Below are 21802 nucleotides of genomic sequence, written 5' to 3' on the forward strand. Positions count from 1 at the left end.
ATACGTGGTGGTGCACTCCCCGCAGCCACCCTTTCAGGTTCATTATCGCCCTGTGCATTTCCGGGAAATTCCGCCCTTTTTTGCCCGAAGGCACACGGACCAGGTTCTCAAAATCTTTTTCCAATGGTTTGTAGCCTGTCCATAAATCGGTCTTTACATTTGCCGAAGGACCGATATGGTGTTTCATGAAACCCCCGAGCGAAACAGACCCGGCATCGGGGATTACCTTGGCGTACAACCTGCTAATGCCTTTTTTCTTTTTCTCGATGCCAACCGCCACGAGTTTCTTGTTCTTGTTTTTCCTGCCGCGGACACCTTCTTCCTGTCCGCCGAAAACGGCCTCGTCCACTTCCGCATCTCCATTTATGGGATGGTTTCCCGAACTTTTCATCGCTTTCATGACCTTGCGCTTGAACGCCCAACAGGTTTTTTGCCTGAGCGAGAGCTTCCGGCTCAGTTCGGTCGAGGTGATTTCTTTTTTGTTGGTGCTGACGAAATAAACAATGTAGAACGCTTTGAGAAGGTCGAACTTCACTTTGTGGAAGAGCGTGTTGGCCGTGGGCGATTCGGTGTAGTTGCAACTGGTGCATTGGCGGGAATGGGGGGACATCCCCCGGCATGAATTGCCATGCCCGCATTTTTTGCAAGTGAAACCGTTTCCCCATTTCAATTTGGCAAGGTAGGAAAGGCAACTGTCGGCGTCCGGGAATTTTTCCCGAAACTCGAAAAGTGATAGGCTTTTGAATCTTTGCTCCATGGTTTTGGGTTTTGTTTACCCGAATTTACTACTTTTGGTGCTAATGACAAAGTGCCTAAATTAATTAAAATTTAAAGAATAAAATCTATTTCAGGTCATTATCTTTTTATCCAACGAATTCCTACTCTCCATAAAATTATGGTAATTATCGGATGAATAATCCAGTAGGTTATATATCCTACATTATATGCGATTTCATAGCTGCCTGAATGGTTATTGAAAACAGCAGGTAATAAAGCTTTCATGAATTGAGGTAAAAGCACAATAATTGCTAACGTTAAAATAACTGCAACGATGATAAATAGGTATCCAAATATTTTTTTTGGATTCATAGTAGTAAAAATAACAAAAAAACCTGTATGATTTTGAAATTATACAGGTTTTCATTTATAGCTTCTGTCTAAAAACTAATAGCTAAAGACTAAAAACGTAATTTACGGTAAAGGTTGTCCCACCTGAACATCGCAACGGTGGCCTGGTTGCCCGTGTGCCGGATTTGGTTTTCCCTGCATTCCGGGAGCGGTTTGTTGTGCTGGTGCAGCTTGTTGCGCCGGAGCTGATGTTTGTTCATTTCCACTGCCTAAAAAACCACCTTGGTTAGCAGCCGGAGTTGGTGTCTGTTGATTTGTTTGAGCCGGTGGCGAATTTAAAGGTGCACCTACAGGAATATCACAACGGTGACCTGGTTGTCCGTGCGGTGGATTCATTCCTTCTGCAGCTGAACTTGCCACATCAGTACCGTGGTCATGACCTGCATGTGATGAGTGATCGTGTCCTTCGTGACTGTCAGCAACTGGTGTAGCCGTTTCACCTGTTGTTACAGCTGTTTCTGTTGCCGGATTTTCTGTAGCTTCTGCTTTAGTATCTTTACAAGAAACCATTCCTAATGCAGCAAATAATGCAATAATTGTTATTTTTTTCATGATTTTGATCTGTTAAAGAAACAAATATAAGCATTTTTTTAAAAAAACGCACGCAATTGAATGCTTCCGGTATGAATGGTTTTTGCGGTTTCGCTGGTACGCCCCTGATAGCTTATGTTTGCGTCTAAATATTTGGTTAAGTTTCTTTGAAACAGCAAACGCCAGGTGATGTTTTTTCCGGGCTGCAAGCCTTCTAACATTTGGTATGCTACTGCCGATAACGGATTGCCGCTGAATTTATTCTGATAAAACGAAAACTCGCCGTTCAATGTAAATTTCTGCGAAGTGCTCCAGTTAAAAGCGGTGCCAATGCGGTGTTGTTCCAATGTTTCTAAATCTCCCTGTACATTCTTTTTATCCTGCCATTCATAGAAAAGTTCAATACGGGCATTTTGAGAAAACAGATAGCCAATTTTAGGCTGAATGCTGATGTTATTCAGCAAGTAGTTTTTCGATCCGTAATTTTCTGAAATACTCTCTACTTTATCCAATTTATTAGTTAACTGTGCCAGCCACCATTTGTTTAATAAATGTTGAAATTGCAATTGGTGCGTGGTTATTTTATTGTCTAAACTACCGTAATTCATCAGGTTTTTTGCCCGATTGTTTATTAACGAATAAATGGTGGTATAATGTTGTTTGCCTCTATTAAAATAAATGGAGTTGCGAATATTTGAATTTTCAGCAACCAGTTCATCTGATGCTTTTCCAAAAGGATTCCATGCGATGCCGTTTCCATCTCGCAAAATACTTCGGTCAATAATAAAAGATGACTGAATGTGAAACTGACTTAGAAATTTTCTAAATCCGGTATCATTCTGCCAGATGCTGAAATTAAAATTAAAAACCTGCGTTAATTTGGTTTGATGTGTCTTTACAAATGTTTGATTGGGTAAAAACATCCGTACATATTCCGCCAAATCGGGATAAGGTGCAATTTCAAACTCTTCCAGTTCCTGAATGCCGTTGCCATTGTAATCGTTCCACATGTGTGTTCCCAAACCGGCGTCAACTTTTATATACGTAAATTCTTGCTGTGCTACAGAACCCGACGACGTTTCATAAATACTGTTTGTTTGAATCAGGTTTTTAAAATAGCGGTCATTATAAGCAATACGTGAATTTAGTGTGGGTTCCGTCATTCCTGTATCGGTATATTTTAAATGCCGGTAATTGGCGTAAACAGATAAATCACTGGTTTTGGTTTTAAAAAGTTGCGATTTGGCGTAAAAGGAATGGGCATTTGAAACATTTTGTAAAATATTGTTTTGCAATGAATCGTTTACTCTGAATCTGTAACCTATTTCGATATACGTTTTTAACGTATCTCCTTTCCCTACAAACGCATCGATTTGAGTGTATTTCTGAGATAGTGTTTGAAATTGTTGTGTTAACACATCTTTTACCTGATAATTCTCTAAATCTAAACGAGCACCCGCCCATTTATCGTTTTTCGTGTAAAGAGCCTGTGTTTTGCTGCGTGCAAAATTTGTGTTATACGTACTGCCTTTTGCGGTTAGAAAACTTGTATTGGTATTGAAATTAAAATTGTTCAACTGATAGGTTCCTACTAATGATTGTTTGTGACCGATGTAATTGTCGCTGTATTCCAACCTACTGTATTCGTAAGTGAAATAGCTGTTGTCATTGGGAGAAAATTTAGATCCGGCAGTAATCAATGATTGATTTCCAAAGGTGTTGGATACATTCCAGTCCCGGTCAAATTCAATAGAGTACAATCGTTCAATGGTCTGAAAATTTTTAGATACATATTGTACATTTCCAAACACATCAACTTTCCATTTATTATTTAACACACGGTGGGTAGCGTTTATGTTTCCGGCAAATCCCTGATTATCGCCATCATCTATTGACGAATATAAATTTAAATCGTTGTTACTGAATCCCACCTCAAAATCAACCGCCGAAAAATCTTTAGGTTTGTATTGCCCTAACACAGTCGCTAAAGTCAGTCGCGTAGGGGCAATTAGTTGAATCAGCGGTTCGTAATCGCCTTGTTTAAAACCTTCAACTGGTGCTACAAATTCAAATATTTTTCCAATGGCAGCCGAACTCGCCAATCGGTAATTTCCGTTGCTTGGTCCCACATAACTAAACGAAACCATATACAAAGTATCGGTGGGGTTATTGGAATATTCGTAGAACTCATAACCGTTTTCAACCACTTTTTTATACAGCGTTTTGTTTTCCGAATACGTATCAAGGTAAGCAGACGGTGCCATCATTAACGATGTACTATCGCCGGCTTGTTTTAAAATATCGATTTGTTCTTTGTTAAGGTTTTGCTGTACCGGTTGGTTTTTAATATCGGTTTCGGTGTAAACATATCCTGCAATATTCCATTTTTCGCGTTCGTGTTTAATGCCTCCATAACCCAGAAAACGGGTGTAATTTCGGTCGGTGTATTGATATTCTACCACAATGCGCATTTCAGAAGTAATAGGAAACAACGTGGTAAACCTGATTTCACCTGAATTGTAATCAATCACATAATCGTTTTGTTCGCCACGGGTGAGCTTTCGTCCGTTTACATAAACCGATTCCGATCCCGAAATAATCAAAATATACAGTTGGTTGTTGCTGCCTTTTAATTTATAAGGCCCTTGATTGCCTTCCTGCCCCACAAATTCACTTTTGGCATATTGCCCACGTACCAATGCCGCGGCTGTTTCTATGGTGGTTTTTGAATTTTCGTTTCCAAACTGTACACTCCCCGAAATCCCCTGCACTTTTTTATTGAAATTGAGAAACTTTGATTTTCTGTTTTCTAAAAACAAGTCGCCTGCTTTAATGCTCCAGTCAGTTGAAAAAAGTTCCATAAATATCTGGTCAAATTCATCCATTTTTTGTGAATATCCACCATTTTGTAAAGGCACATTGCTGTCTTGCAGCGAAGCTCTGATTTGAACTTTATCAGACAGGTTTCCCACAATCTGCAAATCTAAATTAGAATTGGTCACCAGGTTTTGATTGTTTCCCACCGTGATTCCTCTGGAAATACTTCCATTGGTATTCAAACCTTCAAACGGCATAAATGTAGAGGCTTGTTTTTCGGGAACTTTGAAAATATAGGCACCTTCTTTATTGGGAACAATTCGTTTGGTATCGTAAAGGGCGTAGGTTTTGGTCAAAAAATCGGGATAATTCAGGTAAGAAACCGTTAATGTATCGTTCAATGGTTCTAATGTTAAAGTTGCAGCATTAAAATCAATCTTATAACAAAGTGTGTCAAGTGGCACCCCTTGATTATTAACAATTTCAAAATAAGTGTTGTTCAGCGCCACACTGTCTAAAACTATTTTTTGCGGGATCGAATCGGTTATGATTTTTTTTGTTTGATACAAGCCGTTGTTTTGTGCCCAGGAGACAACAAAACTCAGCAAACAAACCATTAACCAAAATCGCTTTTTCATATTCAGATAAACTCAAAAAAATAAAAAATAGTGTACAGCTCCTTATTTTTTTAACTAAGATAACAACTTTGTAAAAGTAAAGAAATTAAAATGGTATTCTATGTTTGTAACAGCCCGATGAAGTTTTATAAAACATTAAATTCTCTAAATTATCGTTATCTTTATGAACTTAAACACCACTTTTGTAGAAAATGAAACTATTACTGGTAGAAGATCATCAAGAGCTTGCAGCAAATATGATAAGCTTTTTAACCAAAGAAAACTATATCTGTGAATGGGTAAAAACCGTTACATTGGCTAAAGAGATGCTTGAAATGTTTGAATATGATGTGGTACTTCTTGATTTAACGTTACCGGATCATTCCGGGCTTCATCTTTTAGAATACATCAAAAAGCACCATATCAGCAGTAAAGTGATCATTATTTCTGCCCAGGATTCTTTAGACTATAAGATAAAAGGATTAGACGGCGGTTCAGATGATTATATTACCAAACCGTTTCCGTTACCCGAACTACATTCGCGCATTAAAGCCGTAACCCGCAGAAACAGTATTAACAGCAAAGACAACCTGCTTGTTTTTAATGAAATTTCCATAGATCTTGATTCTATAGAATGTAAGGTCAACGAACAGCCGGTGGTTTTAACCAAAAAGGAATTTAATTTATTGGTTTACTTTATCAACAATAAAAACCGGGTGCTGTCAAAACAGGCAATAGCCCTGCATCTTTGGGGCGATTATACCTATAATCTGGACAATGTTGATTTCATTTATCAGCATTTAAAAAATCTGCGAAAAAAAATAATCGATGCAGGTGGTACAGATTATGTGCATACTATTTACGGCTTGGGTTATAAATGGACAGAATAATGAAACTGAGCAGTAGAATTACATATTATTTCATTGTTATTGTTTTTTTGTCGTTGGCAATTGGTTTTTCTATTTTCTATATTTCCATAGAACGGGTAACCAACCGGTCTGTCATACGTAAAATGGAACATCTTAACGAGTACATTATCCGGCAGCTTAAAACACAGCCTATAGATTCTTTAGAAAAGAAACATCCCACTGTTAGCATAAGCGTTTTGCCGGAAAAATTTGACACCCTCGTTGATGAGGTTATTGAAGAAAAAGAAGCCGTTTGGAACGATGAGCTGCAAAGTTACGGCTACAATATAAAAGTAATACATTATCCGTTTGTAGATAATGTGCACTACCAGATTACCAACGAAGATTACCTTATTAAAATAGAAAAAGCATATTGGTTAAGTGTTTTAATGGTGGTGGCGTGGATTTTTGTTTTTATACTGATCACGATTATTTTTTTTGGAGAGATGGTTGCCCGGAATCTTTACATGCCTTTTTACAGTTTGCTGGCGCAAATGAAAGGTTTTGATGTACGTAAAGGAGAGCAGATACAGATAATGAATACACATACCACCGAATTAGACGAGTTAAATCAGCTTTTCAGGCAAATGGCAGACAAGTCTATTCAGCAATACCAGCTTTTAAAAGAATTTACAGAAAACCTTTCGCACGAACTGCAAACTCCACTGGCACATTTAAAAGGAAAAATTGAATTGCTGCTGGACACCGATTTAAACGAAGAACAAATGAAAGCTTTAAGCGTTATGTACGACGAGTTGAACAGAATGTCGTCATTAAACCGGTCTTTGGTATTGCTAATGAGTTTGGAAGATCACGAAACTTCGTCAGAACGTGTGCTTTTTTCCACGGCTCTTAAAGAAACAATTGCCCAATACGAGGATATTATTGAAATGAGTGGCAGAATGTTAGAAGTTTCTATTAAAGACAACGTGTACATTACCATAAACCCCATGCTGTTACAAATTGTACTGTCTAACCTTATAAGCAATGCCAGCAGGCACAATATTGAAAACGGAAGTATCCATATAACACTTACAGACAATTTTTTTGAAATTAAAAATACAGGAGTACCTAACGAACTTACCAATGAAACCATTTTTAACCGGTTTAAAAAAGGCACATCGGACTCCGGATCGTTAGGTATCGGTCTGGCATTGGTTAAAAAAATAGTCGATGTGTACGGATATAAAATCACTTATAAAGCCGAAAATAATTTTCATATATTTATTTTAGATATAAAACATTGATAATCAGTAATTTTTTTAAAACTTCAAAGTTTTAGCATTTTTTCTTCAAAATCTCTTCAGTTTTCATTTGTTATTTAGTGTTGTAATAACATTAAAAAAATGAAAAATATATTTTTTACGCTCTTTTGTTGTTGTTTTTGCAATGGAATTATCTGGTCGCAGGACCACGTTGAAAAAAACGAACCAAAACAAGAACCTCTTTTTAAGAATTCTTTGGGCGAGATGAAAATTAAGTTTGACGAAACCGGAGATAAGTTTTTAAAGTTTGGTGTTTCCAGTCAGGTTTGGTTTCGTTCTATAGAAAATAACCCGGGAACTGCTGTAAACGGTGTTCCGCAGGATCACACCATTGATGCCGGTGTACGAAGAGTCCGTATTACCATGCAGTCTCAGCTAAGTAAAGGATATTCCGTGTTTTTTCAGTTTGGAATCAACAACCAGTCCTTTATAAGCGGTGGCGGATCGGGAACCGGCGCAAACGGACAAGGTAAAAAACCGGGAATGTTCTTTATGGATGCTTATAACGAGCTGGCAATTGTTCCGCAGACCAATTTTTATACCAACGAAACCAATAAATACAATCTTTACATAGGTGCGGGGCTGCACAGTTGGAACGGAATCAGCCGCCTGTCAAATGCCAGTACAACCAAACTGTTAACAGCCGATTTACCCGTTTTTAACTTTCCTAACATCGAAATATCAGATCAGTTCTCCAGACAATTCGGAATTTTCCTTCGTGGAAATTTAGACAGAATCAACTATCGTTTTAGTGTGAATAAACCCTTTGCTACAGACAGAAAACCAGAAGTTGGCGAAGTACCTGTAGAGAATAATGGTTCCGGAAAATTATCGTATGCCGGTTACGCCATGTATCAGTTTTTAGACAAGGAATCAACAACAACTTCATTTTTGCCGGGAACTTATTTAGGATCGAAATCTATTTTTAATATAGGAGCCGGATTCTATACCAATAAAGAAGCCTTGTTGTCGCAGCCCGAAGAAGGTGTTTTTAAAACACACGACCAGTTGAATTTAGGGATTGATGCTTTTGTGGAAGTTCCCATAGGAGCTAAAGAAAAAGAGATGTCGTTAAGTGTTTACAGTGTGTATTACTACAACGATTTCGGGAAAAACAACCTTAGAACAAACGGAATTATGAATCCGGGAACAGCAGATACAAACTATACAGAACCTGTTGCTGCAGAAGGATTCGGAAACGCCAAATACCTTACAGGAACAGGTAGTATATGGTACACCCAGGCGGGTTTTGTGCTACCCAATTTTAGCAAAACGGTAAAACTTCAGCCGTTTGCAGCTTATCACTACAAAGATCTGGATGGTTTAAACCAGGCAGCTCATTTTTACGACATAGGAGCCAACCTGTTTGTTTTCTCACAAAACGCTAAAATAGCGGCTCAATATTCAAGTCGTCCTTTATATGATCAAACCACAAAAAAAGTTTTCGACAGAAAAGGAGAGTTTATTTTAAGCTTTCAAGTTGCATTATAATTAAAATTTAAAAACAAATGATAAAACAAGACATGATGGATAAGGCACATACAACGCCCTTAACTCCAAAGAAAGAAATTACCACTGCCGACCGTATCAAGGCAATTGTGGGTGGTTCTATTGGTAATCTGGTAGAATGGTATGATTGGTATGCTTACGCAGCTTTCGCCATCTATTTTTCGCATGCTTTTTTTCCAAGTGGCGATCAAACGGCGCAATTGTTAAATACGGCAGGAATTTTTGCAGTTGGATTTTTAATGCGTCCTATAGGCGGATGGATTTTTGGGACGATGGCAGATAAAATAGGGCGTAAAAAAGCAATGACACTCTCGGTATTATTAATGTCGTTTGGTTCTTTGCTTATAGCCTTAACTCCCACGTATGAAACCATTGGTATTCTTGCTCCCGCATTATTGTTGGTGGCGCGATTGCTGCAAGGTTTAAGCGTTGGTGGTGAATATGGTGTTTCGGCAACTTATTTAAGTGAAATGGCAACCTCTGACAGACGAGGTTTCTATTCAAGCTTTCAATACGTAACCTTAATTGGCGGACAATTAACCGCATTAGGAATTCAGCTTATTTTACAGAAATTGATTTTAACCGAAGACCAGCTACACGATTGGGGATGGCGGATCCCATTTATCATTGGAGCCATTTTATCGATCATTGCATTGTATATGAGAAGCAATTTGCATGAAACTGAAGCTTTTGAGAAAAATAAAGATACAAAAACGAAAAAAGAGAAAAACGGAACCATTAAAGAATTATTAAAACATCCGAAAGCATTAGTAACAGTAGTAGGGTTAACGCTTGGTGGTACGTTGGCATTTTATACTTATACAACGTATATGCAGAAATTCTTGGTAAATACCGTTTTACTAACAAAAGAACAATCTACTTTAATTTCGTTCATATCACTATTTATTTTTGCGTGTTTACAACCGGTTTTCGGATCTCTTTCTGATAAAATCGGGCGTCGTCCGTTGTTGTTGGGTTTTGGGATTTTAGGAACCGTATTTACCGTTCCTTTGTTAACAGGTTTAAGCCATGCTACAGGTATGTGGGAAGCCTTTTTCTACTTAATCGCAGCTTTAGTTATTGTTTCGGGATACACGTCTATTAATGCGGTAGTAAAGGCAGAATTATTTCCGGCAAATATCCGGGCTTTAGGTGTGGGACTGCCTTATGCGTTAACGGTTGCTATTTTTGGAGGTTCCGCAGAATATGTTGCTTTATTGTTTAAACAGCAAGGTGTAGAATCTTATTATTATTGGTATATTACAGCTTGTATTGCATTTTCGTTAGTGGTATATCTTTTTATGAAGGATACCAAAAAAACATCGCTATTAAATAAAGATTAAATTCTTTAGATTAAATAAAGAAATCCGTTTCAGTTATTATGAAACGGATTTCTTTATTTTTGTTAAAATGTATAACCTAATTTAACACCGGCTTTAAAAACAAAATTATCAAAGTGTTTATTGTCGATATCGCCTTTACCTCGAACTTCCCATTTCCAGTTAAAACCAACAGAAGGGTCAATGCTTAAATTCTTAGTCAGCTGAATTTTATAGCCCAAATTTGGGTTAAAGATGCTCCAGTAAGAATATTTCCCTTCAAACCTTTCACCGGCAATGCTTTCATTAAATTTAATTTCTCCGTGCGTTAAAAAGTTCTCAAAATAGAAACCTTCACGATTTTTTCCAAAATAATTGCGGTTCCCCAATTCCACAACAAAACCCTCACCGGTAGTTTTTAAATAGTTGTTGTCATATTCTAACTGTCCGTAACTTATGTTCAAGATGCGAGAGCTGGAAAGTTCACTTTTTGTAAATTCTAAACTAACACCATATTGTGTTGGTTCAGAAAAACTGTAATTAGCAGAAATGGTAACAACATCTTTTTGTTTTTCCTGAGCAAAAGCACTTACAGAAATAAGGCTAAGCAAGTAAATAATTTTTTTCATCCTTAAGAGATTTATAAGATTTGTTAACGCTAACCAAAATATGTGCCAAAAAAATATTAAAATGAAAAACCACCCGAATATCGAGTGGTTCAAAAATTATTCTTTAGTTACAATCTGCATGGTTTCGCGATTAATCTGCTGTAATAAAACCTCTTTATTTTGAATTACTTTTTTTGCAGCTTCATCGGTAAAATGACGAATGGTATATAACGATACATTTTCGTTATAGGTTACGTTAAAGTTGTTTACCAGATCTTCATAAATTTGACTAAAATTTTCAAACTTATCTTCCACACAAACAGTAAAACTAATGGCTGAATTCTGAATAACGTTTACTTTAATATGTTGTTCTGCAAAAGTTTTGAAGATATCACTTACCTGATGTTCCATAATAAACGAAAAATCTTTAGACGAAATAGAAATAAGCAATTGGTTTTTCTTAACAATAAAACACGGTGTGGCAGGCTCTAAGTCTGCTCCTTTAGAAACGGTTGTTCCCGGCAATGTGGGGTTTACAAATGATTTTACATACAACGGAATTTCTTTGCGTTGTAATGGTTGTAAGGTTTTAGGGTGGATAACCGATGCACCATAAAAAGCCAACTCAATAGCTTCGTGATACGAAATCTGGTTCAATAAAACGGTATCATCAAAATAACGCGGATCGGCATTTAAAACCCCGGGAACATCTTTCCAGATGGTAACACTTTCGGCGTTTAGGCAATAAGCAAAAATAGCTGCGGAATAATCAGAACCTTCACGCCCCAATGTTACCGAGAAATGGTTGGGATCAGATCCTATAAAACCTTGAGTAATGTACAATTTTTTACATTGCAGCTGGTTGGTAATGTTTTGCTCGGTAGCTTTCCAATCAACCATACCGTCGCGGTACGTGGTATCGGTTTTAATTAAATTCCGGGCATCAACCCAAACGTTTTCTATATCTTGATCGTTAAAGAAATAACTTAAAATGGTAGTTGCTACAATTTCACCGTACGATACAATTTGATCGTAAACAAAGTTGTAATTAGGCGATTTATTTACTGATAGGAAAAATTCCATTTCGCTGAACAAAACATTCACCTTATCAAAAACCAAATGGTTTTTATTCTCAAAAAGTTCATCTACTATGTTAAAATGAAAATCCTTAACAGTTTGAATGGCATTCTTCAGTTCTTCAGGCTTCTTAAAATAAGCGTTTATTACATCTTCTAAAGCGTTGGTTGTCTTGCCCATTGCCGAAGCGATAATTAAACTGTTGTCAAAACCTACGGTTTTTAAAACGTGTAACACGTTGCGAATAGCCTGCGGATCTTTGATCGACGCACCTCCAAATTTAAATACTCTCATTTTTTGCTTTAATAGTAAATTAAGTTCATAATTGATTGAAATTGTTTTGTTTGTTTGCTGCAAAAATAAGTTACAAAGCGTTTCTACACAATACCGGGTTCAAAAATATTTGGATTCTGTTTTTTTTACCGATATTTGCTATCTTATTATTAGGTAATAATATTGCATAATAATATATTGTACAATACTTTTGTAGCAGATTATGGAAGAAAGATATACCACATTAGGCGAATTTATCATTAAAAAACAAGAAGATTTTCCTTATTCATCGGGCGAATTATCCCGATTGATGAATTCTATCAGGCTGGCGGCAAAAATTGTTGCCCAAAAAGTCAATCAGGCGGGTTTGGTAGATATTACCGGAGCTTTTGGTAAAGAGAATATTCAGGGAGAACAACAGCAAAAATTAGATGTATTCGCAAACGATATTTTCATTCAAACATTAGTTAACCGCGAGATTGTATGTGGTATAGGATCCGAAGAAAACGATGATTTTATTTCTATTTGCGGAGCCGATGGCAGTAACAACAACAAGTATGTGGTTTTGATGGATCCTTTAGACGGATCGTCAAACATAGACGTAAACGTATCGGTGGGAACAATCTTTTCTATTTACCGCAGAATTTCTGAAGACGGAACACCTGTAACACAAGCCGATTTCCTTCAAAAAGGAATCAATCAGGTGGCGGCAGGTTATGTAATCTACGGATCGTCAACCATGCTGGTTTATACCACCGGAAACGGCGTAAACGGTTTTACGTTAGATCCGGCAATGGGAACGTTCTTTTTATCGCATCCCGATATGAAAATTGCCGAAGACGGAGCCATTTTTTCTGTAAACGAAGGTAATTTTAACCAATTTGAACAAGGTGTAAAAGATTATATTGGTTATTGTAAAGACCATTCGTACAGCGGGCGTTATATTGGCAGTTTGGTTGCCGATGTGCACCGCAATATTTTAAAAGGCGGCATTTATATGTATCCCGGTACGGTTTCTAAACCCAACGGAAAATTGCGATTGCTGTATGAATGCAACCCTTTTGCGATGATTATTGAACAAGCGGGTGGTAAAGCTACAGACGGCAAGCAACGTATTTTAGAAATTGAGCCAACCGAATTACATCAACGCGTGCCTGTCTTCTGCGGAAGTAAAAATATGGTAGAAAAATTAGAACGTTTCTTATAAAATCAAAGTGAGTTGTAGAACTCACTTTTTTATTTGAGCTATTTAGAGTCTGTTTAAATATATAGTTGCATTAAAGTTTTAAAATAATATTTTTTATGTAATTTTGCAGTACTTATTTTTTTGTTAAAAAAATATATTCTTTTTTCAATACTATGGAAAACCCTGAAAAGTTGAATAAATATGATAGAGCCTATTTAAAAATTGCAAGAGAATGGGGTCAGTTATCTTATTGTCAGCGAAAAAAAGTTGGTGCAATTATCGTAAAAAATAAAATGATAATTTCCGATGGATATAACGGAACGCCTTCGGGGTTTGAAAATTGTTGTGAAGACGAAGAAGGCAAAACAAAATGGTACGTGCTTCACGCCGAAGCAAATGCCATATTAAAAGTGGCAAAATCTACACAATCTTGTGAGAATGCTACATTGTATATCACAATGAGTCCATGCAGAGATTGCAGTAAATTAATTCATCAATCGGGCATTGTACGCGTTGTGTATCAAAATAGTTATAAAGATTTAGCCGGTATTGAATTTTTAAAGAGAGCTGGAGTAGAAGTGATTCAGATAGAGGATTTAAGCTCTTTGTTGTATGAGTAAAAAAAATTATTTGTGGCCTTTACTAACTATGGGGTCGCTGGCAGCGGGTATTGTTCTGGGCGGTTTTTTTAGTAAAAACGGTCTGCCTTTTTCTGTAAAAGAAGATAGAGGAAGGGTAAAGCTAAACAAGCTTATTGATTTAATTGAACAGGAATATGTAGATAACGTAAATACCGATTCTATTATCGATATGACCGTAAACAACATCCTGGCACAATTAGATCCGCATTCTATCTATATTTCAAAATCAGAATTTGACGAAGTTCAAAATGTAATGAAAGGATCCTTTGTGGGCATCGGAATCAATTATTATATGCTGAATGATACCTTGGCAGTTGTAAAACCTTTACCCGGCGGTCCATCAGACAAAGCAGGCTTAAAAGCCGGTGACCGAATTTTATATGCAGAAAAAGTACAGCTGTTTGACCAAAAGCTCTCAAATGATTCCATTGTTAATCTGTTAAAGGGAAGCAACGGATCGAAAGCACTTTTAAAAGTTTACAGAAAATCGACCAATAAAACCTTTAATGTTGAAATTATCCGCGGCGAAGTTCCTTTAAAAAGTGTTGACACGGCGATTAAAATTGACGAAAAAACAGGATATATAAAAATTAACCGTTTTGCCGAAACTACTTATCCGGAATTTAAAACAGGATTAGAATCATTGTTGAGCCAAGGCATTGAAGAACTTGTTTTAGATTTACGCGAAAACGGCGGCGGCTATATGGAACCTGCAATACAAATTGCTGACGATTTCTTAAAAACAAACGAAGTAATTGTAAAAACGGTCAACAAAAAAGGGAATGTGAAAGTAACCAAAGCATCAAGCAAAGGGTTGTTTACCGACAAAAAACTCTATATTTTAATCAACGAAAATTCGGCTTCGGCAAGTGAAATCATCGCAGGTGCCATTCAGGATAACGACCGTGGAATCATTGTAGGAAGAAGATCTTACGGGAAAGGCTTGGTACAACGCGAAATGTATCTGGGCGATGGTTCTGCTGTACGCTTAACCACCGCACGTTATTACACCCCTTCGGGCAGATCCATTCAAAAACCTTACACCAATGGATTAGATGAGTACAACAGCGATTTGAGCAATCGTTTTAAATCGGGCGAGCTGTATTCTAAAGACAGTATCCATTTGGCAGACAGCTTAAAGTTTAAAACCACAGGAGGCAGAATTGTTTTTGGCGGTGGTGGAATTGTTCCCGATGTTTTTGTACCGTTAAAAAACAAACACGGTGAAGATGCCATTCAGTTACTTATGAAAACAAGCTTGGTAAGTTATTATGTTTTTGAAGAAATTGAAAAAGAGCGTGCTGCTTTGGAACAATTAACGGCAACAGAGCTCTCTGAAAAAATTTATAACGACCCAAAATATTTTAACGATTTAAAGGCACATTTAAAAGCAAGCGGATTAACTTTTAACTTAGACCGTCACAAAAAAAATATCATTTTCTATTTAGTTGCCGAGTACGTCCATCAATTATATGACGACAATGCGTATTATCACTGGATCATACAGCAAGATCCAATGATTGTGAAAATAGAGAGTATGTAGTATAAAACAACCAAAAACCGCAAGCTTTAGCTTGCGGTTTTGTGTTACAGTCCCAAATGTTTGTCTTTTGCAGATTTTACCTGATAGCCAAAACGTATTTTCTTGGTTTCATTTGATTTTAGAGTTACATCCCAAGATAATTTTCCTTTTTCTTCATCTATTTTTGCACTGCTTTTATCGGTTAAAGTAATTTCGATGTCGTTGTTGCTGCTCACAGGAATCTGATCTTCGATAATAATGCTTATGTTTTCCTTTTTATTGTTTCGGACGGCGATTTCATAAACAAAATCCTGAACTTTCCGTGACGATAAGGTTTTTGTTCCCGATTTATCGTTGATGAGTGTTCGCGTCACCGAAATATTCTGATCTTTTCCTAAACTTAATCTCAATTCATCTTCGTTAGAATTTGCGTTTACATAGGTCTTTCCAACATACATTCCCTCAAAAACCACATTGGCTTCGCCGGGTAAAATGTTGTATTCGCCATAATTTTTAACTTTAGCAATTAAATAGGTATTGGTATCTAATTTTGGAATACTCACATAACTGTAAGTCGCTGGCAGCTGTGTATCTTTCAGTGCCACGCTGTGTTGTTTGCCGTTGCTTAAAATAGTGTACGGAATATCGATATCAAATGTAATGTTTAATTGATTTTCATTTATTTGGGTAAAATCATTCATTGTAGAAGTACCCATTGCACTTTTAGTAGTAACTACGATTACACCGTTAGCACCTCTGTTGCCGTAAATTGATGTTGCTCCTGCATCTTTCAAAACATCTATATTTGCTATATCATCAGGATTAATACTTCTGAATTTATCTGAGGACATTGGTACGCCGTCAATAACATATAAAGGTTCTGTGTCTTTATTAATAGAACCAACACCTCGCAATGTTACTGAAGTACTTGCTCCCGGTTGCCCAGAGCCTGATTCGATATTCAATCCCGGTACTTGATCTTGTAAGGTGTTTACAACATCTGCATTTGGTCTTACTTCCATTTTAGAACGATATGCAATATTATAATAATCTAAAAACCAGGGTTGCAATTCGGGAGCAAAGGTATTTTGGTTTGCCGGACCGCTGGTTAACGACAATTTTACGTTTTTCCAATCGATACCTGTATTTTGTTGTACCTGTGCTTTGTACAACATATTTATTGGTTCGTTTATTTTATCGATACGCATTTCATAACTTGGCTGCCAGGTTGCCTGATTGGTTAAATAGGAAATCTCTAACGGTATTGTTGCCGGTTGGTTGCTCATTACATTTAGAATTAATTTTCCCTGACTTGTTTTTTCGGCAGATGTTTCGTTAAAGGTCAGTTTGCCTTTTAAAACGGTTAATTCTTCTTCTAATTTTTCTTCTTTTAATTCTAATTTATCAATCGAATTAGAAAGATCCGTTCGTTTGGTTTTATAAAATTCCAAAAGCTTTGTCAATTCAGCAACCGAAAAGTTTTGTGCATTGCTCATGGATTGATTTTTATCAAGTAATTCAATACTTTTTTTTTCGGAATTTAATTGATTCAATAGTGCATTTAGTTCAGCTTCTTTTTTCTCGATTTCTTCTTTTACAGGTTTAACCAAAGGCGAATCCTGATTGTTGTCGTATTCTTCTACATACGCATTGGTAAATTGAACAGACATAACCGTGACATTTTTTGGTACGCCGATTTGTACGGTATTTTCGTTAAGGTAATTGGCAACATTGGTAATTACAATTTCAGAAGTGCCTGAAGAAATTTGTGCTGAAGCCTTGTGCTTTAACTCGGCTGCATTATTATAGATTCGTGCCGATTGAATTTGCGCTTGCGTAAAAACCGGTTTTTGAGCATTTGCTGTAATACTGTAAACAATTGCTATAGGAATTAACATGTTTTTCATGTAAGAATATTTTTAGAAAGTAAATTTCTGAAAATTATAACAAAGACCGAGCCGTTTTTTAAGGAGCAAGCAACTGTTTTAAAACAATGCCGATACCAATTCTTCAATCTTAGAAACTAAAACGACTTTGATGTTTTTTGACTGATAGGTGATTTTATTGTATTTGGATACAAATATTTTAGCAAAGCCTAATTTTTCAGCTTCCTGAATGCGTTGATCTACCCGGTTTACCGGACGTATTTCACCGGATAATCCTACTTCGCCCGCAAAACAAATGTCTTTGGATATGGCTTCGTCTTCGTTTGAGGATAAAATGGATGCCACGACCGCCAAATCAATCGCAGGATCATCTACTGTAATTCCGCCTGTGACGTTTAAAAATACGTCTTTCATTCCTAAACGGAAACCGGCTCGTTTTTCTAAAACAGCTAAAATCATGTTCAGGCGTTTCAGGTTATAGCCCGTGGCACTTCGCTGGGGCGTTCCGTAAACTGCCGTACTTACCAATGCCTGAATTTCGATCATTAATGGACGCATTCCCTCTAAGGTTGAAGCGATAGCCGTTCCTGAAAGCTCTTCCTCGCGATTGGATAACAAGATTTCTGACGGATTGGAAACCTCTCTCAGTCCCGAACCCAGCATTTCGTAAATTCCCAATTCGGCTGTAGATCCAAAACGGTTTTTCAATGCACGTAGAATTCTGTACACGTGGTTACGGTCGCCTTCAAACTGCAAAACCGTATCTACCATGTGTTCTAAAATTTTGGGTCCGGCAATGTTTCCGTCTTTGGTAATATGACCAATTAAAATAACCGGAGTGGATGTTTCTTTGGCAAATTTAATTAGTTCGGCGGTAGTTTCTTTTATCTGCGAAATACTTCCTGCCGAAGCCTCAATATAGTCGGTATGCAGGGTTTGAATGGAATCGATGATCAAAATATCGGGTTCAACTTCTTCCACCTGTTTAAAGATATTCTGCGTATTGGTTTCGGTTAAAATATAACACGAATTGTTGTTGGGATTGATGCGTTCGGCTCGCATTTTTATTTGTTTCTGACTTTCTTCGCCCGAAACGTACAACACTTTGTAAGGTAATTTTAAGGATAATTGCAGTAATAATGTACTTTTTCCAATGCCGGGTTCTCCACCCAAAAGGATCATAGATCCGGGAACGATGCCGCCGCCTAAAATACGGTTTAATTCCTGATCTAATGTGTTCATCCGGATTTCTTGCGTACTGTCGATTTCGTTGATTAACAAAGGTTTTGACGCACGTTTCATACCCGTTGAAGATTTAGTCTGCCAGGCGACTTTTTCTTCTTTCTGAACCACTTCTTCTACAATGGTATTCCACTGTTTACAAGAGGTACATTGTCCTAACCATTTAGAAAATTGTGTTCCGCACGATGAACAAAAAAATGCTGTTTTTACTTTTGCCATTTTTTAAATGCTATAAGCAATAGGCATTATACTATAAGCTAAAAACTTAAAGCTAATGACTAAAAATTATTAAAGCGTGAAGTTACAAATTTATTTTCCTTTGTTAACGACAGGAAGTGACGAGAACGACAGTTAAAAAAAACAGTTTTTTTCAAGATTATGATTGCAAATACACTTACGGTTTGTTTATGCTTTGAATGATAAATTCTACTCTTTCTTGCACATTTGCTTTTGGAACTTCAATAATGTTGTAGCCAAAATCAAGATAGGTTTCTTTCATTTTCTTAAATGTAAATTCAGCTTCTTTCCAACTTTGTTTTCTTTCATTGTCGGTTTTATAGATTTCTTTCCAAGGAGGAAGAATAAAGACTTTTTTATTGTATAAATAATGTCTTGCAATTTTAATTATTTGATTTGATATTGGAATATGTTCCATTTTCATATAGCAAATAGTGTCTAAAATTCCCCTGTCGAAGAAAATAAAATCGGATAGTATACCAACATTTATGTTATCATAACTTTCTAAAGAAGCTTCAAACATCAATTTTGCATAAAGCCCTTTGTTTTTCCAAGGTAAACCTTCACCCTTAGTTTTAATTTGTTCTTTAATTATTTTTCTTGCACATTCTTGGACAGTTTGGTAACCATAATTATTTAGTTCATTAATCAGCGTTGTTTTTCCAACGCCAGGACCTCCTGTTATGATGTAAAATGGTTTCATTATTAATGAATTATGATGGATCTAAGAAAGGGGAATTTACAAAATATGTTTATGAATAAAGGAGTGAAGTTTTTATTTTTCCTTATTAACAATGGGAAGCAACAAGAACGACAAACCTCCTAAAACAATGATTAAAACCGTTTGCGTGGTCCATAAAATCCAGCCAAAAGCGGTTCCGGCAGTTAAAGAGATGCCATACAACGCCAGTATTTTAGCAATGAGTAGGGGAAAAGCACCAATGCCTCCATTTGTAAAACTAATTGCCAGGCTGCCCACTACAAAAGCCACCATGGTAACTCCTAAAGATATACCACTGGTTTCGGGTAATGCCTTGGTGCCAAAATAAAAAGTCAGTACAAAACTTATCCAGATGATAAAGGTGTGTATGAGAAACGGCAAGCGGTAAGGCATTTTAAAAATACTTAAAACACCTTCTGCCAAACCTGAAATTTTTTGTCTGATGAATACAAATAGTTTCCATTGCGAGGTGTAAAGTAAATACAGTCCAACAATTCCAATTAAGGAAAAAACACCCATAATTACTAAAAGCTGCGTTACGGGGATTTGTTGAGATATAAAACCAACCAGTTGGCGGTACTGTAAAACCAAAGCCAAAACAACAAACAAGATTAAAAACAGCAAGTCAATGATGCGTTCTGCAATGATGGTTCCAAAACCTTTATCGAATGGAATGTTGTTGTATTTCTGTAAGACAACTGCGCGTGAAAGCTCGCCCGATCTTGGTATGGTAAGGTTTAAAAGGTATCCCACGGCAATTGCCATAAAGTTATTCCAAAACCCCGATTGATAGCCTAAATACTGTAAGCTGTATTTCCAACGGTATGCACGCGATGCATGACTGATTTTCATAAAGAGCAATGAAAGCGCTACGTAAAAATAATCGGCTGATTGAAAATAGTTTTTCATCTCGTCGATTTGTGCAGCGGTGAACTGATTATAGGCGTAATAAACCAAAAAAACTCCCAACAAAAGTGGGAGTGTAATATTTAGTATTTTTTTTAAAGCCTTCAATTATTATGTTAAAGAATTATTTTCTTCGTTAGGAAAAATAATCCATGGAGAAAACGTTTTAGCTTCTTCAAAATCCATTAAAGCGTACGTAATTACAATAATAATATCGTCTTTCTGAACACGGCGAGCCGCAGGTCCGTTTAGGGTAATTTCGCCGCTGTTGCGTGGTCCTGGAATGGCATAGGTTTCAAAACGTTCTCCGTTATTTATGTTTACTATCGAAACTTTTTCTCCTTCAATAATATTGGCAGCTTCCATTAAAGCAATGTCAATAGTGATGCTTCCGATGTAATTTAAATCAGCACCTGTTACTTTAACACGGTGGATTTTTGATTTTAAAACTTCTATTTGCATGACGCAAAGTTATAAATTTTAATTTAATGCAATGTTATCAATTAAGCGAACTTCTTCAATGTGAACCACAATAAAACCGCGGTATTTTTTACCCGATTCTTTTGATGTAACCGTTTTCAGGGTTTCTTCGTTGGCAATTACAAAATATTCTAAGGTAAAAGCAGCACTGTTTTTAAAGGATTCATTCACAAATTCTTCGGTTTGGATTACATCAAATGTTTGAAAAATTTCTCTTGCCTTCAAAAGGGTTTGGTAAATAAAAGCAGCTTTTTGTCTGGCATCGGCAGATAATCGTTCGTTACGCGAGCTCATTGCTAATCCGCTTTCGGCACGAAAAATGGGGCAGCCAACAATTTCTATACCCATGTTATTTTTTGCGACCATCTTACGGATGATTTGCAACTGCTGAAAATCTTTCTCACCAAAATAAGCCTTTGTGGGTTCAATAATTTCAAATAACTTTTTAACAATTGTTCCAACGCCGTCAAAGTGTCCCGGGCGATTTGCGCCTTCCATTTCATCTTCTAAACCGTCGTAATCAAACTTTTGAGCAATGGTGTTGCCTTCGTAAATATCGGCAACAGAAGGAGAGAAAATCAAAATATTATCAGAAACTGTTTTGATTAATTCCACATCGCGTTCTAATGTTCTGGGGTATTTTTCCAGATCTTCGGCATTGTTAAACTGTGTGGGGTTTACAAAAATACTCACAACAGTCACTTCATTTTCATCTAAAGCTCGTTGTAATAATGAAAGATGCCCTTCGTGAATTGCCCCCATTGTAGGAACAAGACCTATGGTTTTATCAGCCTGTTTAAGTGGCTCTAAATAGCTTTTTAACTGGCTTTGTGAATGAAATACATTCATGATTTTTAAAATTTAATGAGTGCAAAATTAGCATATTACTTAATAATGTCGACAATTTTTTGTAATTTTGCACTTTAAAA

Annotated in this window: 17 protein-coding genes and 1 pseudogene; 7 read left to right on the forward strand and 11 right to left on the reverse strand. The window is 36.7% G+C overall.

Annotated elements, in window-relative coordinates; genetic code table 11:
- The 3 genes and pseudogenes from BLW20_RS14585 to BLW20_RS09375 form a co-directional block, all read right to left on the reverse strand.
- Positions 1-757 (reverse strand): IS1595 family transposase (locus BLW20_RS14585; RefSeq protein ID WP_143037754.1); only part of this gene is annotated, 757 nt, incomplete at its 3' end.
- Positions 758-1191: 434 nt separating this feature from the next.
- Positions 1192-1464, reverse strand: a pseudogene (locus BLW20_RS14980) (hypothetical protein); the annotation flags it as partial.
- 254 nt (positions 1465-1718) lie between these two features.
- On the reverse strand, positions 1719-5114 hold the full coding sequence (locus BLW20_RS09375; RefSeq protein ID WP_091099582.1) for a hypothetical protein: 3396 nt from the start codon (positions 5112-5114) through the stop codon (positions 1719-1721).
- Between the two features lie 191 nt (positions 5115-5305).
- Here BLW20_RS09375 and BLW20_RS09380 point away from each other — a divergent pair, with 191 nt between their 5' ends.
- From BLW20_RS09380 to BLW20_RS09395, 4 genes are all read left to right on the forward strand, one after another.
- On the forward strand, positions 5306-5983 hold the full coding sequence (locus tag BLW20_RS09380; protein WP_091099585.1) for a response regulator transcription factor: 678 nt from the start codon (positions 5306-5308) through the stop codon (positions 5981-5983).
- Positions 5983-7248: a sensor histidine kinase gene (locus tag BLW20_RS09385; protein WP_177165066.1), complete on the forward strand. Its 1266-nt coding sequence runs from the start codon at positions 5983-5985 to the stop codon at positions 7246-7248. Before BLW20_RS09380 ends, BLW20_RS09385 begins: the two co-directional genes overlap by 1 nt.
- A gap of 99 nt (positions 7249-7347) precedes the next feature.
- The gene (locus BLW20_RS09390) at positions 7348-8757 is read left to right on the forward strand and encodes a hypothetical protein (protein ID WP_091099590.1); all 1410 of its coding nucleotides are present in this window, start codon (positions 7348-7350) and stop codon (positions 8755-8757) included.
- A gap of 17 nt (positions 8758-8774) precedes the next feature.
- Positions 8775-10118: an MFS transporter gene (locus tag BLW20_RS09395; RefSeq protein ID WP_245725305.1), complete on the forward strand. Its 1344-nt coding sequence runs from the start codon at positions 8775-8777 to the stop codon at positions 10116-10118.
- Between the two features lie 62 nt (positions 10119-10180).
- Here BLW20_RS09395 and BLW20_RS09400 read toward each other — a convergent pair whose 3' ends face one another.
- Together BLW20_RS09400 and BLW20_RS09405 are read right to left on the reverse strand one after the other, a co-directional pair.
- Positions 10181-10723, reverse strand: a complete 543-nt coding sequence (locus BLW20_RS09400; RefSeq protein WP_091099594.1) for an autotransporter domain-containing protein — start codon at positions 10721-10723, stop codon at positions 10181-10183.
- Between the two features lie 96 nt (positions 10724-10819).
- Positions 10820-12073, reverse strand: coding sequence for an aspartate kinase (locus tag BLW20_RS09405; RefSeq protein WP_091099705.1), 1254 nt, complete (start codon positions 12071-12073; stop codon positions 10820-10822).
- A 202-nt stretch (positions 12074-12275) separates the two neighbouring features.
- On the opposite strand from BLW20_RS09405, the gene fbp reads away from it, so the two are divergent.
- The 3 genes from fbp to BLW20_RS09420 all read left to right on the forward strand — a co-directional run bounded on the left by fbp (position 12276) and on the right by BLW20_RS09420 (position 15422).
- Positions 12276-13259 (forward strand): class 1 fructose-bisphosphatase, encoded by a 984-nt coding sequence (fbp, locus tag BLW20_RS09410; protein WP_091099596.1) that lies wholly within the window; start codon positions 12276-12278, stop codon positions 13257-13259.
- A 152-nt stretch (positions 13260-13411) separates the two neighbouring features.
- Positions 13412-13858: a deoxycytidylate deaminase gene (locus BLW20_RS09415; RefSeq protein ID WP_091099597.1), complete on the forward strand. Its 447-nt coding sequence runs from the start codon at positions 13412-13414 to the stop codon at positions 13856-13858.
- Positions 13851-15422 (forward strand): S41 family peptidase, encoded by a 1572-nt coding sequence (locus BLW20_RS09420; protein WP_091099600.1) that lies wholly within the window; start codon positions 13851-13853, stop codon positions 15420-15422. The genes BLW20_RS09415 and BLW20_RS09420 overlap by 8 nt, the downstream gene beginning before the upstream one ends.
- A gap of 44 nt (positions 15423-15466) precedes the next feature.
- Here the strand turns inward: BLW20_RS09420 and BLW20_RS09425 are convergent, their stop codons facing one another.
- The 6 genes from BLW20_RS09425 to panC all read right to left on the reverse strand — a co-directional run bounded on the left by BLW20_RS09425 (position 15467) and on the right by panC (position 21722).
- Complete coding sequence (locus BLW20_RS09425; RefSeq protein ID WP_091099601.1) at positions 15467-17308, reverse strand: DUF4139 domain-containing protein; 1842 nt, start codon at positions 17306-17308, stop codon at positions 15467-15469.
- A gap of 78 nt (positions 17309-17386) precedes the next feature.
- The gene (gene radA, locus BLW20_RS09430) at positions 17387-18748 is read right to left on the reverse strand and encodes a DNA repair protein RadA (RefSeq protein ID WP_091099602.1); all 1362 of its coding nucleotides are present in this window, start codon (positions 18746-18748) and stop codon (positions 17387-17389) included.
- Positions 18749-18923: 175 nt separating this feature from the next.
- On the reverse strand, positions 18924-19469 hold the full coding sequence (locus BLW20_RS09435; RefSeq protein WP_091099603.1) for an AAA family ATPase: 546 nt from the start codon (positions 19467-19469) through the stop codon (positions 18924-18926).
- A gap of 72 nt (positions 19470-19541) precedes the next feature.
- Positions 19542-20501 carry a lysylphosphatidylglycerol synthase transmembrane domain-containing protein gene (locus tag BLW20_RS09440; protein WP_091099604.1) on the reverse strand — a complete coding sequence of 320 codons (960 nt, stop codon included), beginning with the start codon at positions 20499-20501 and terminating at the stop codon, positions 19542-19544.
- A gap of 3 nt (positions 20502-20504) precedes the next feature.
- Positions 20505-20855 carry an aspartate 1-decarboxylase gene (gene panD, locus BLW20_RS09445; RefSeq protein ID WP_091099606.1) on the reverse strand — a complete coding sequence of 117 codons (351 nt, stop codon included), beginning with the start codon at positions 20853-20855 and terminating at the stop codon, positions 20505-20507.
- A gap of 18 nt (positions 20856-20873) precedes the next feature.
- A complete protein-coding gene (gene panC, locus BLW20_RS09450; protein ID WP_091099614.1) occupies positions 20874-21722 on the reverse strand; it encodes a pantoate--beta-alanine ligase in 849 nt (282 codons plus the stop codon).
- Positions 21723-21802: the final 80 nt, after the last annotated feature.

The sequence above is a fragment of the Paenimyroides marinum genome, assembly GCF_900108395.1.
Taxonomy (GTDB): domain Bacteria; phylum Bacteroidota; class Bacteroidia; order Flavobacteriales; family Flavobacteriaceae; genus Flavobacterium; species Flavobacterium marinum.